Below are 12810 nucleotides of genomic sequence, written 5' to 3'. Positions count from 1 at the left end.
TAATATCTTTACTTTACCTCATAAATTAGGTGTTCACCCTTTTGAAAAATCATATGAAGATTTTTAAATCCTGCTTCTTTCAATAGCCTTTTTTGTGTAGTTAATGCAAAAGGAATATCTATATGATAAAGTTTAATTTTTTCATCACCTTGTTCTTTTAATAAGTCAACTCTTTGTTTGAGCCACTTTTTTTCATAGTATTTACTTACCACATAGTCTCCTTCTATATAACTTCCCTCTTCCTTCAATGCTAATTTTATTTTCTTATAAAGTTCTAACTTTTCATCATATAAGAAGTGGTGCATAGTCATTATTCCAACCACATAATCATATTTCTTTATCCCAAAGTCTTCCTCTAAGTAAGATGCGATAATTATATTTATTTGGTTCAATTTATTCTTATATTTTTCTTTAAGAATTTTTAGCATTTCTTTAGATAAGTCTATACAAGTTACTCTAGCATTAGGCGCCTTATTGAATATTTCTTCTAACTCAAGGCCTGTACCGCATCCTAAATCAAGGATTTCAATAGAATCCTCTGTATATTCCACAGTAGATGAAACTAACTTGTAGTATTCTTCAAAGGAATTTAAGGCGTCTTCCATATGCTTTTCATACCCTTCAGCCCTTAAATTGAAAAAACTCCCCATTTCTTCTATTTCACAATTTTCACTCATATTATTACCTACTTTCTGATTAAACTAACTTCATCTGTGCCAACTCAAGCCCCTTTAAAAATCCTAAGTTCTCATAAACCTCCTCGGCTTCATTTCCTATATCAACATACAGCCTAACTACAGGATACTCTTTCTTTAGAATAGTAAGTGCCTTTTTTAGCATCTTAGTTCCAATACCTTTGCCTTCATAGCTTGGCTTAACAGCTATCTGAGATATTAAAGGCCATTCCTGCCAAAGTGATACATAACAAACTCCCACTAGCTCATTAGTATTCCCATCATATACAAGGGTAGAAGCTCTATTTAGCATGTCATTGTCTAAATAATCATCAAAGTATTCTTTTACCCAATCTGTATATTCATCTAGGGTATAACTGCTATGAAGATTCACATTGCTTTCAAAAGACTCATGAAGTAACTTTCCTATTTCTCCTTGATTTTCTCTTTTAGGTAAATTTATATAATATTCTTCTCCCCACATAATATTGAATTCTTCTGTCGGTCTTATCATCCACCTACCGCTTTCAACTTTTTTGAATCCTATTTTCTCATAATTTTCAACTAAAGATGGTTGTACTATATCTGCAAGTATATCCTTTGTAGTATCTGACCAAAAAACTAGAATTTCTTTAAGTCTTTCTAATAATAAATCTACATTTGAATAGGGAGGTATAATGAATAATTCTGATATATTATTAGGTTCTATAAACACTCCACCTATTTTTTTATCATCTTTAATAATCCAAAAGCATTCATCTTCATCATCAACTACAGTTCTCATTACGTCATAACTTTTCTTAAAGAAGCCATTAGCAATGTTCATCTGTGAGTAAACTGTATAGTAATCAGTGAACCCTTTATTATCAGCCCTCTCTAGTCTATATCCATCCCTTAATTCATAACTTAATATTTCCTTTGACCACATTTGAAATTTCATATACTATATCCCCCTTAAGTATCTGTTCAAATCATTTTAATAATGAAAATTATCTAATAATTTTATTTAATTAACCTCTTTACTATTGTTTATCTACTAACAAAGCTTTTACTCCATTTGCTAGATTATCTTGCCAATCATAATAAAGATGAGCACCTATAAAAGTTTCAGAAGTTACATTGTATCCCTTACTTTTTAATGTAGCTATCATTCTGTTGTTTGCTTCCACATGACCTTTTGAAAATCCCTCTAGGCTCCCCATATTTAAATAGAAGTTTATTGGTAATACCTCTGAATCCTTGTATTCCTCTATTAATTTACTATTTCCTTCAGAATCAAGTTGTATTTCTCCCTTATCATCAATAAACCATGCAAAGGCTCCTGATTGTGATAGAACATTTCCAAATATATCAGATCCATTAAATGCTGCATAAGCTGCAAATTGTCCACCTAAACTTAATCCTGTAATAATTGTGTTTTTAGGATTTTTTGTCACCTTATAGTTTTTCCTAACCCATGGTAATATATCTTCTGTAATAAATTCAAAATATTCATTATTACAAATTAATTCTTTTGCTCTATTATCTGAGCTTTCAATAAATACAGCACAGGTAGGACTTATATGCCTATCACCTATGAGATTATCTAGTATTTTAGGAGCTTCTACTAAGTTTATATATTCCCATCCGTCAGTAAACACCATTAGATTGTTATCACTTCCATCTTCTTCATATCCATAAGGAGTGTATATCCAAACCCTTCTTTCCTTTTTATCTGACTTAAATTTAAATCTAGACATATGAATTTTTCCTATTTTATTATCAGTTCTTTCCTTTGTCCATAATTTTTCTTTAGCCTCAGGCATCTCAATTACATTTTCGGTAGGTACAAGGAGCGCTATATCTTCCGGATTCTCCTCATCTCTTGCAGGTGTATAAGTTTTAGGATTCAGAGGATCTATGATTACATCTTCATCCCTCCATTCATACTCTTCATTAACATTTGCTATCAATGTATATAAGCAACGAGCTTTTTTAGATAAAATAGCACTTCTATACCATAAATCACTATTACCTAATCTATATAAATTAGTTTTTTTATCGCCTTCTCCGAACATCCATCCTCCAAAGATTTCACTGAAAACAAATATATTATCAATTTCTCTATCCTGTCTCCAAATTACAGTTACAATTGAATTTTCTTCATCTCCCTCTATGTCTTCAATAAGAGGTGCCCCTTCTCTTTCGATCTTTTTCCAAAATATATCTATAGCATTATCATTTCCAGAATTCATATCCTCTTCAAGTTTTAATATTATTGGACTTAACATTTTTTTATTATTCATAATTAATTTAGCAATAAGGTTATCAATAGATACCTCAATCGCTTCCCCCCTTCAATTTAAGTATATTTTAATTTATTCTTTATCTAAACTTACTGAATTCAACTATTTAACTAGTTGTATAGTTCTATATTTAAATAGTTTTATATGTAAATTTATGTATATGAAACTATTTAAAATTTATTCGTTATGAGATTTAATGTCCATTACTATAAATTTAAATTCTCCATCTTCCATATACTCATCACATTTTTCAAATCCTAGCTTGTTAAATAGTGACAATGATGGCTTATTATTTTCTTCAATCTCCACATATATTCTATTTATATCCATGGTATTAAATATATAGTTCATGGCTATCTTGATAGAGTCATAAGCTATGCTTTTCCTCCAATATCTTTTATCACCTATAGTAACTCCCATTTCCCCCTGCTTTGCAACTGTATCTATACTAAAGAAGTTGACAAAACCTATAAAATTTTCATCATTATCGGTGATTATAAAATACTTATACATTCGATCTTCTAATCTATCATTTACCACATTTCTTTCAAAGTTATCACAATAGATTTTACATTCTTGAATTAATTCTCTACTATTACTTGGTATAGGTCTTGGATCATACCTATTAATCTCCTTGTCAATTCTACAAGAAAACAAATTAATGATATCTCCTTTTTCTATGTCTCTTATCCTAATTTTCTTATCCTCATAATAATTCACTATTAAATCCCCCTTTTTCTACTTTATCTTTTTACTTTTTTAGAAATCCCCTTATTGAGCAACAAAAAAGCTGTAAGAAAGAATCTCTCTCTTACAGCCAAATCTAACATTTTTATTTTACTTAGTTAATATACTAAATCTCTAATTTAGTATATATCATCTACTTTACCCAGTATATACAGATAAAGTTTCATATTATTATACATCCTATAAATTCAAAGACACAGCAAAGTATTAAATATGTTACCATATTTACTCATACTTTAAGTACTTCTTTACATTTATAAAATATATATTAACAAATATTATTATAAACTTAGGACACCTTGTAAATCACAAATTATTTAAAACATAAATAATTGTGGCATTCACTAAAAATAATCCTATAAAATACCCTTCTTAAGATTCACATCTTAAGCAAAGCTAATTATAATAATTAAGTAAAATTTAGAAATAGCTCAATAAGATTGATTTCATTTCAATTGTTTTAAAAAGAAGTATCACAAAAAATCCTATAGATGTACTATAGACCTATAACGTAAACAAAACCTCTTTTAATTTAAATATTTTCTTATCTCGAAAATTTAACTAACAATTGATTCTAATCAACATCTCATTGTCCCCTTCCTAAATTTAAAATTACAAGTATAATTTACCATAATAAATATATATAGTCAATACAAATATTCCTACTTCACATCTATTAAACCCAATTTTTTAAGTTCATCTATATTTAAAGCTTTATTATAGGGTAATTCAATACTACCTTCATTAACTAATTTAATTATTTTTTCTTTATATGGTGATTCCAAATTAACTCCAGTTATCTCCCAGTTATTATCCACTTGTGGAGATATAATACCTTGATTTTTAATATATTCTACTATCATATCTCTAATTGTATTAGAAGATTTCCAAATATAATTATTCTTTGCTAATTTCCTACCTTTTAAATTTGCAAAATAACAATAATCGCTGGTTGCTAATTTTAATTTTTGATTTTCTTTCACTAAATCACCTTTGAAAATTAAATCTACAATTCGATGACCTACTGGTTTAGAAATATCTACTTTATAATTTACTCCAGCAAAAAATTCATGTTGATATCCTGGAATATCCATGGTAAAGCTTATAGAAATATCTCCTGACTTCCACTGATTGTAAGCTGAAGCAGCCCATTCCATATAATTCTTTAACTCTTTCCCTGTAACTTCTACTACATAAAGAAAAGTAGTAAACTTGTATACATTGAAAATATGTCCATAAGTAATAACACCTTTTTTTATATTACTATCATCCCTAATTAAAGAAGTTGATGTAACATCTGCACCAGAATTTATAAGTTGAACCTTATTTATCAACTCTATAAGTGGAGTATCTCTAAGCCGTCCTTCAGGTATAAAGCTTATCTCATCCTTTGGTTGAAAATCTTCTGTGGCTTCTCCTATTATTTCTGTGACAAAATCCATAGTTGTTTCATGTGCTTTCTTAATAACTGGTAATCCACTTAACTCTTCGCTAGGATAATACGACTTCATGGATACAACTTTAACTTGTCCATCTATAACATGATTATTATTGTCCAAGGTTAAATCAAAACGAATTACTTCCTGTCCACTATCTGTAGCCCCTCCAATGAGCGTTTTTCCTCTTTTTTCTTTTACTGTTATATGAAAATGCCCAACTACTAGTACATCTATCTCCGGACATAATCTCAATATTTTTTCAGCTGCATCTCTTTCATTCTTCTTATCATGTTCTGAAACCATGCTTGCATGAGCCATAACCATTATAATATCTACTTTATCCCTAATTTCACTTACATACCTATAGGCAGTTTCACCAAGATCATGAAAATTTAGATCCTTCACTAGATTTCCTACCCATCTTGGTACATTAGGAGTAGTTAACCCTATAATTCCAACTCTCACTCCACCACAATTTATAATTGTATGTGACTTTACAAAGTCTTCACCACTTTCTCTATAGGCTACATTTGCTGAAAGAAATGGAAAGTTACTTTGCTTTTCAAGAGATTTTATTAAATCAAGTCCAAAGTTAAATTCATGATTTCCCAATACCATAGCATCATATCCCATAAAATTCATAGCAGAAATCACAGGATGTTTTTCATCCTTTTTATTACTATACATTTCATCTGTTAACGTATTTCCTTGAATTATATCTCCATTATCCACTACCAAAGTATTAAGATTTTCACTCTTAACTTGCTTTATATAAGAATAAATACGATTCATTCCACTATTATTGAAGCTTTCACCCTTATCATAGTTATATCCTAAAATGTTTCCATGTATATCTGTAGTTGCTAAGATTGTAATTTTCTTATTCTTTGTTGTAGTGATTCTATTCATTTATATTTAATCCTCCAGCTTAAAACATTAATTATTAATAATAACTTTCTCAACAATAACTTCTTAATTCAATTTTTTCTTATTATAATTATATCATTTGCTTCTGTATAATATATACTTTAGCATGGTATATATATTTTTCTCCATAAATAAAAAAACGCATCTAAACACAGACACGTTTTAACTACTATAATTTAAAAATAGATTTTCCTATAGTTGTTTTTAGCTTAGTAGCTTCCATTATAATACCATATAAAATATTTACAATTACATATATTACTAAAAATCCTAATACTTTGTCTCCAAATCTATATCCAAAAGGCATTAATATTAAATTAAATAAATAGAGTAATGCAAAACTTACTAATAAACTTATGCTCTGATCAATTATATTAGCACCTAGTTTGGCTAAAAATCCACCTTTCTTTTTAACATTTTCATTAGAACACTCTTCTGCCTTTTCAGCTTCATCTATATGCTCTAATACTTCTTCATTTTCTAAAGTTGCTTCCATGTTTTCTTGTGTTTCAGCTATAGTTTCTTCTGTTACATTTTCCTCTTCTATACTTTCATTATCACTTTTTATATTTTCTTCATCCTTTAACATCCAATATCCTCCTTAAATAATAATTATAAACTCTCTGATAAATATACTATACTTTAAATTATCTGTAAATTAATTCTATGTAAACTTAGTATGAATTTACATAGAAAATTAACTTTTTAATTCTATATTTAAAGCTATAGTGTAATTTTTCTATTTCACTATAGCTTAATTTTTACTAATATTTTAAAATTTAAATATTATTTTTAGTATTCATTTCTCTAAATAACTTGTATAAGTAATATAGATTTATAAAAACTATTATTGCATTAGCTATAGCTACAGGATATGCTCCAATAATCAGCCCGTATATTACAAATAATATACATCCCATTAAATTAATAAATCTTAGCTTAAATATTTCCTTCATAAACATAGAAATAGTAATTAGTATAGATGCTAAATAACCTATCCACTCAATCAATGTATCATTAAACATAGAACTCCTCCTAAAGTTTATTATATTCATTAATAAATAACAAATATCCACTATAAATACTAATAAAACTAATGTTTTAAAAAATATGTTTATTTATAGTTTCTCTATTATATATTTTTTTATTTATATAATAATTATTTTTTATTTTAGTTTTTAGATTTTTATCTCTTATATAACAATGTAGATTAATCCTTAGATTTAAAACAAAAAATATAAAAACTATCTCAAATCAAAGGCTTAAGATAGTTTTTATATTATAAATTTTTATACTGTTATAAACTGATATAATGATACACTAATTTATAAAAAAGTTATAATAATTATCTATTATTCTTACTCTTATAAATTATTAATTATGTTTTCAACAATTTTATTAAATATGTTTTTAAATTCATCTTGATGCTCTTCACCTTTTGATAAATTGCTTATACTACTTATCATTGGTAATTCACCTAAAAGATTTAAATCTAGATTTTTCAAGAACTTTTCTGTATCCTCTCCATTAAATAATTTAATTTTTTTATCACAATCAGGACACTTAATATAACTCATATTCTCAATAACGCCTAAAACTTTTATATTTAATTTTCTGGTCATATTAACTGCCTTTGCAACTATCATAGATACAAAATCTTGAGGAACAGATACCATTACTATTCCATTTATCGGAATATCTTGCATTACAGTTAGTGCTACGTCTCCTGTTCCTGGTGGCATATCAACAACTAAATAGTCTAATTCTCCCCAAATTACATCTGTCCAAAACTGCTTAACCATTCCACCAATCATAGGACCTCTCCAAATTACAGGATCTTCTTCATTCTCTACTAGCAGATTTAACGACATAACCTTTATTCCTTCTTGAGATTCAATAGGATATATATTTTTACCATCCGCCATAGCTTTTTGTCCTGTAATTCCAAGAAGTCTTGGTATACTTGGCCCTGTAATATCTGCATCTAAAATCCCTACTTTATATCCTTTTTCCTTTAATTGTCTTGCTATTAAAGTAGCCATGGATGATTTACCAACGCCACCTTTTCCACTCATAACTCCAATAATTTTTTTAACATTGTTTAAAGGATTGTTCTCAACTCCACAACTTCCTTTATCTTTACTGCATCCACCATTGGATGGACATGTATCACATGTTGACATAAAATCATCTCCTCATTATTATTGGTATTTACTAAATTTATATTACTGCTGTTTTAAATTGTTGTCAAATGCCAATAATGAAATTTATTATAATCCTATATGAATAAATTATATTTTTGTCTAGCATATTATAAAATTAAAATATAGCATCTAAAAATTACTGTAATAATCTAAAAAGAATTTACTATAAATTGAGTCTAGTAATATTGCATGTTACTTATCTCTTAATTACATAACTTAATTCTAAAGTAAATTCTTCTCCTATTTATCCCATGACTACCAGCTCTAATACTCTCATCTTTTTCAAAATGGGAGTAAAGAGCTACTATGTCCCTAGATAATGACTTCCCCTAAAGGATAACGACTTCTAAGTATCAAATAAATTGATACTTAGAAGTCTGTTAGTAAGCTTCAGGGGGAGAAAAACTCCCTCTAAAGCAAAGAACTATGTTTATATCATTAAAATATTTAATTTTATTCCCAAGTTTCACTACAGTAACTACATAATCTTTTATTGTCTAAACACTCCCTATTACCACATCGTATACATTCTTCATATCCTTCATCATAATAACTAATTTCATTTTCAAAATTATATTCTTCTCCTAAATTGTCTTCTGGTAATACATAATTATTCATCATATTTTCCTCCTAATTTTAATATTCCTTACTCCATAGAATTTAATAATATATTTTCCTGTTTTTAATATATTTATACTTAACAAACCATTTTATAATACAATTCACTATTATGAAATGTTAAGAATTTCAGAAATTATTATATGGCTTATTTCCGCTAGTTACTATTAGCAAAACTTTTAATTTATTATGTAATAAATTGTTGGTTTTTGTAGTTATAACGTTTTCTGATAGACTAATTTTATTTATTTTAATTTATAATAAGAGTTATATACTAATATTTATTATGTTATCCTATATAAGGAATTGTTGCGTATTTTCACGTAACTACAACTATCATAAAATTCATTCATAAACATGAATTGATTTTACAGTGTATAAGGGGGATTACAATGAAAAAGACTAGATTTCTCAGTATTGGACTATCTTTAATACTATCCTTGTCCTTAATTGGATGTAGTTCAAAAAATAGTTCTACTAATACTGAGTCCAAAAAGAATGAAACTGCTCAACAACAAATAAAGGATGGAGGAACAATGATATTTTCAGCTAGAACTGATCCAAGTTGCCTAAATCCTTTTTTTCAACAAAACAGGGTTACTTATACAATAAACAATGCTTTATTTGATCCACTATATGTAGTTGATAAAGATGAAGTAAGATATTACTTAGCAGAAAGTATGGAAACTTCTGAAGATAAACTTACATATACATTAAAATTAAAAGATAATTTAACATGGCATGATGGTACAAAAATAACAGCAGATGATGTTGTTTATAGTGTAAATGTAGCTAAAGATGAAAGTCAGGGAATTGATGCTAGACAAACTTTTGTTATTGATAAAAAAGAAGTCCAAGCTAATAAAATTGATGACTTAACTGTTGAATTTAAACTTCCAAATACCTTTGCACCATTCTATATATCAATTGGAGATTTTAAAATAATTCCAAAACATATATTTGAAGGTGAAAGCAATTTAGCAGAATCAGATAAAAATAATACTCCAGTAGGTTCTGGTCCTTTTAAATTCAAAGAATGGAAAAAGGGTGAAATGGTAACCCTAGAAAGATTTGATGATTACTATTTAGGAAAACCTCATTTAGATAGTGTGGTTTATAGAATAATTCCAGATGATAATACTTCAAAAATTGCTTTTGAAAATGGAGAAGTTTCTGCAGCATACTTAGCTGAAGATAAGTTTGAAACTTTCTCATCAGATGATAGGTTTAAAACTCATTCTTTTGATGAAGGAATGCTAAACTATATTATACTTAATGAAAAAAATGAAAACTTAAGTAAAAAAGAAGTTAGACAAGCTATATCCTATGCCCTAAATAAAGAAGAGATTTTAAAAACATCCTATACTAATTTAGAAAACACTGAAAAAGCTTACTCTATTTTAACTCCAAACACAAAATTCTATACTGATGATGTAGAAAAATATGATCAAAACTTAGAAAAAGCAAAAGAGCTTATGGAAAAGTCTGGTGTAGGTAATATAAAATTGAATTTTCAATACACTCCAAAAGATAGCAAAATTGCCATGGTTGTTAAACAACAACTTTCTACTATCGGCATAGAAGTAGATGCTCAGCAAATAGATGACAATGTATACTTCTCAAAAATCCTTGGAGAACAAGAAAGAGATTACGATATACTTATAAATGGATATGTAATGGGAAATGATCCAGATGGATATTCTAGTGCTTATATGTCTAGTGGTAGCTTTAATGCTCAATGTTATAATAACAAAGAACTAGACAAGTTGTGGAAGGATGGAGCTTCTCAATCAGATGATGCAAAGAGAAAAGAATTATATGAAAAAATTCAAAAGACCATAGCTGATGATGCTGTAGTATACCCATTATATTATTCAAAGTCATTAATCGGAGTTGATGCTAAATTTGGTGGAATTGAAGATGCCAAATTAGTACCTATATATATGTTTGAAGATTTATCAAAAATATATATGATTCAACAATAAAAATATATTTCTATGGCTCATTTACCCTTTCCGGGTACTTGAGCCATTTTTACATAAATTTTTTACATAGAAAGGATAGTATTATGAAAAATAAAATTACAAAGAGAATTTTACAAGCTATTCCTATGCTTTTATTTATATCCTTTGTATCTTTTTTACTTATGAATCTGGCTCCAGGAGATCCAGCTCAAGGATATATAACCCCTAAAATGTCAAAGGAACAAGCAGATTTAATAAGAGTAAGTCTTGGACTGGATAAACCTATGCTAACTAGATATTTCTTATGGCTAAAAAATGTATTAAGTGGTGATTTGGGTTACTCCTTGGTTTCTAGACAAGCTGTAGCTAGTGAAATTTCTTCAAGATTTTTTGCTACCCTTGGACTTATGGGTTCTTCCCTACTTCTAGCTATTTTAATATCAATTCCCCTAGGATTATATACGGGCATGCATAGAAATAAATTCTTAGACAGATTTACAAATATATTAAACTATATTGCAATCTCTATACCTAGCTTTTGGTTTGCAATGATATTGCTTTCAATATTTTCTTTAAAATTAAAGTGGCTTCCTAGTGTTGGTATGAGAACTATAGGTGTAACTTCAACATTAGATGTTATAAAACACGGTATATTACCTACTATAGTACTCAGTTTTTCTAATATAGCTGTTCTTACAAGATATGTACGTTCTTGTACTATAACAGAACTAAAGCAAGATTATATTGTTACCGCAATTTCCAAAGGTGCAAGTAAGAATAGAATTCTATTTAAACATATCATGAAAAATGCTCTTCTTCCAATGATAACAATTCTTGGAATGAGCTTACCATCTTTAGTTTCTGGTGCATTTATCACTGAAACTATCTTTGGATGGCCTGGTATGGGAAGACTTGGCATTAACTCAATAAAAGCCTTAGATTATCCAGTTATAATGGCTATGACTTTAGTTACCTCTATAATGGTTGTTATAGGAAATCTACTTGCTGATATTAGTTATGTACTAGTAGATCCTAGAATACGTAGGGGGGATGAAAATGTTTAGTGTTAGATTTAAAGAAAACTTTATAAGAGAGCTTAAAAAAAATAATTTAGGAATATTTGCTTTAATATGCTTAATTTTGATAATTATTTTATCTGTTTTTGCATTTTTGACTCCTTATAATCCCGATACTATTGATATGAGCAATCAATTTATTTCTCCAAATTTAAAAAATATATTTGGAACAGATGAACTCGGAAGAGATTACTTTACTAGAGCTTTATATGGTGCACGAATCTCCTTAATAGTAGGTGTACTCTCCATGATGGTATCTATATTCATCGGCACCCTAGTTGGTGCTATAAGCGGACTATTAGGAGGCAAAGTTGATGCTATTATAATGAGAATAATAGACATGTTAATGAGTATACCTCTATTCTTTTTACTACTAATAGTAAATTCCTATTTAAGACCAAGTATAGCCAATATAATAATCATTATAGGTATATTTGGATGGATGAGTATCGCTAGAATAGTCCGCTCAGAAACATTATCTATAAAAGAAAGGGATTATATTCTATGTTCTAAAGCGTTAGGTAGCAATAATATAAAAATAGTAAAAACACATATAATACCTAATGCTATTTCTACAGTAATTGTTGCAGCTAGCATAAATATAGCCGATGCTATACTTATGGAATCTTCTTTGAGTTTTTTAGGTCTAGGAGTACAACAACCAATGGCTTCTCTCGGTAGCATGCTTCAAACTGCTCAATCTAGGATTGGTGATAAGACTTATTTAGCAATTTTTCCAGGTCTTATGATACTATTAATTGTATTAAGCTTTAATGTTCTTGGTGATATCTTGAGAGTAGCATTAGATCCATCTCAAGGAGAATAAATTTAAAAGAATACTTAGAATCCCTAGATATATAAAAGAAGCCTAGGTTA

The 12810-nt window shown here is 28.3% G+C and carries 12 protein-coding genes; 3 read left to right on the top strand and 9 right to left on the bottom strand.

Features of this window, described 5'->3' with window-relative positions:
* Positions 1-8: 8 nt before the first annotated feature.
* The 9 genes from ACTNBA_RS08480 to ACTNBA_RS08440 form a co-directional block, all read right to left on the bottom strand.
* Positions 9-677, bottom strand: a complete 669-nt coding sequence (locus ACTNBA_RS08480; RefSeq protein WP_441073408.1) for a class I SAM-dependent methyltransferase — start codon at positions 675-677, stop codon at positions 9-11.
* A 19-nt stretch (positions 678-696) separates the two neighbouring features.
* Positions 697-1614, bottom strand: a complete 918-nt coding sequence (locus ACTNBA_RS08475) for a GNAT family N-acetyltransferase (RefSeq protein WP_441073406.1) — start codon at positions 1612-1614, stop codon at positions 697-699.
* Between the two features lie 82 nt (positions 1615-1696).
* On the bottom strand, positions 1697-2959 hold the full coding sequence (locus ACTNBA_RS08470; RefSeq protein WP_441073404.1) for an alpha/beta hydrolase: 1263 nt from the start codon (positions 2957-2959) through the stop codon (positions 1697-1699).
* 177 nt (positions 2960-3136) lie between these two features.
* Positions 3137-3679: a GNAT family N-acetyltransferase gene (locus tag ACTNBA_RS08465; RefSeq protein ID WP_441073402.1), complete on the bottom strand. Its 543-nt coding sequence runs from the start codon at positions 3677-3679 to the stop codon at positions 3137-3139.
* A 689-nt stretch (positions 3680-4368) separates the two neighbouring features.
* On the bottom strand, positions 4369-6054 hold the full coding sequence (locus ACTNBA_RS08460; protein ID WP_441073400.1) for a bifunctional metallophosphatase/5'-nucleotidase: 1686 nt from the start codon (positions 6052-6054) through the stop codon (positions 4369-4371).
* 187 nt (positions 6055-6241) lie between these two features.
* Positions 6242-6661, bottom strand: coding sequence for an RDD family protein (locus tag ACTNBA_RS08455; protein ID WP_441073398.1), 420 nt, complete (start codon positions 6659-6661; stop codon positions 6242-6244).
* A 190-nt stretch (positions 6662-6851) separates the two neighbouring features.
* Positions 6852-7127, bottom strand: coding sequence for a YgjV family protein (locus ACTNBA_RS08450; protein ID WP_084178204.1), 276 nt, complete (start codon positions 7125-7127; stop codon positions 6852-6854).
* A gap of 309 nt (positions 7128-7436) precedes the next feature.
* Positions 7437-8255: an Mrp/NBP35 family ATP-binding protein gene (locus tag ACTNBA_RS08445; protein ID WP_346846501.1), complete on the bottom strand. Its 819-nt coding sequence runs from the start codon at positions 8253-8255 to the stop codon at positions 7437-7439.
* 474 nt (positions 8256-8729) lie between these two features.
* On the bottom strand, positions 8730-8897 hold the full coding sequence (locus tag ACTNBA_RS08440) for a hypothetical protein (RefSeq protein WP_346846500.1): 168 nt from the start codon (positions 8895-8897) through the stop codon (positions 8730-8732).
* Positions 8898-9286: 389 nt separating this feature from the next.
* Here ACTNBA_RS08440 and ACTNBA_RS08435 point away from each other — a divergent pair, with 389 nt between their 5' ends.
* From ACTNBA_RS08435 to ACTNBA_RS08425, 3 genes are all read left to right on the top strand, one after another.
* On the top strand, positions 9287-10879 hold the full coding sequence (locus ACTNBA_RS08435; protein ID WP_346879215.1) for an ABC transporter substrate-binding protein: 1593 nt from the start codon (positions 9287-9289) through the stop codon (positions 10877-10879).
* Positions 10880-10962: 83 nt separating this feature from the next.
* Positions 10963-11922, top strand: coding sequence for an ABC transporter permease (locus ACTNBA_RS08430; RefSeq protein WP_441073396.1), 960 nt, complete (start codon positions 10963-10965; stop codon positions 11920-11922).
* The gene (locus ACTNBA_RS08425) at positions 11915-12760 is read left to right on the top strand and encodes an ABC transporter permease (protein ID WP_441073394.1); all 846 of its coding nucleotides are present in this window, start codon (positions 11915-11917) and stop codon (positions 12758-12760) included. Before ACTNBA_RS08430 ends, ACTNBA_RS08425 begins: the two co-directional genes overlap by 8 nt.
* Positions 12761-12810: the final 50 nt, after the last annotated feature.

The organism is Clostridium sulfidigenes (assembly GCF_052067195.1).
GTDB lineage: Bacteria > Bacillota > Clostridia > Clostridiales > Clostridiaceae > Clostridium_J > Clostridium_J sulfidigenes.
Note: the sequence above shows the minus strand (reverse complement) of the source record. Positions and strands in the feature narration are given on the sequence as shown.

Excerpts from the sequence above, each read along its gene's own strand:
- ACTNBA_RS08440 (WP_346846500.1), bottom strand. The coding sequence starts at position 8,897 with ATGATGAATAATTATGTATTACCAGAAGACAATTTAGGAGAAGAATAT.
- ACTNBA_RS08455 (WP_441073398.1), bottom strand. The coding sequence starts at position 6,661 with ATGTTAAAGGATGAAGAAAATATAAAAAGTGATAATGAAAGTATAGAA.
- ACTNBA_RS08460 (WP_441073400.1), bottom strand. The coding sequence starts at position 6,054 with ATGAATAGAATCACTACAACAAAGAATAAGAAAATTACAATCTTAGCA.
- ACTNBA_RS08470 (WP_441073404.1), bottom strand. The coding sequence starts at position 2,959 with ATGAATAATAAAAAAATGTTAAGTCCAATAATATTAAAACTTGAAGAG.
- ACTNBA_RS08430 (WP_441073396.1), top strand. The coding sequence starts at position 10,963 with ATGAAAAATAAAATTACAAAGAGAATTTTACAAGCTATTCCTATGCTT.
- ACTNBA_RS08435 (WP_346879215.1), top strand. The coding sequence starts at position 9,287 with ATGAAAAAGACTAGATTTCTCAGTATTGGACTATCTTTAATACTATCC.
- ACTNBA_RS08475 (WP_441073406.1), bottom strand. The coding sequence starts at position 1,614 with ATGAAATTTCAAATGTGGTCAAAGGAAATATTAAGTTATGAATTAAGG.
- ACTNBA_RS08450 (WP_084178204.1), bottom strand. The coding sequence starts at position 7,127 with ATGAATATAATAAACTTTAGGAGGAGTTCTATGTTTAATGATACATTG.
- ACTNBA_RS08480 (WP_441073408.1), bottom strand. The coding sequence starts at position 677 with ATGAGTGAAAATTGTGAAATAGAAGAAATGGGGAGTTTTTTCAATTTA.
- ACTNBA_RS08445 (WP_346846501.1), bottom strand. The coding sequence starts at position 8,255 with ATGTCAACATGTGATACATGTCCATCCAATGGTGGATGCAGTAAAGAT.
- ACTNBA_RS08425 (WP_441073394.1), top strand. The coding sequence starts at position 11,915 with ATGTTTAGTGTTAGATTTAAAGAAAACTTTATAAGAGAGCTTAAAAAA.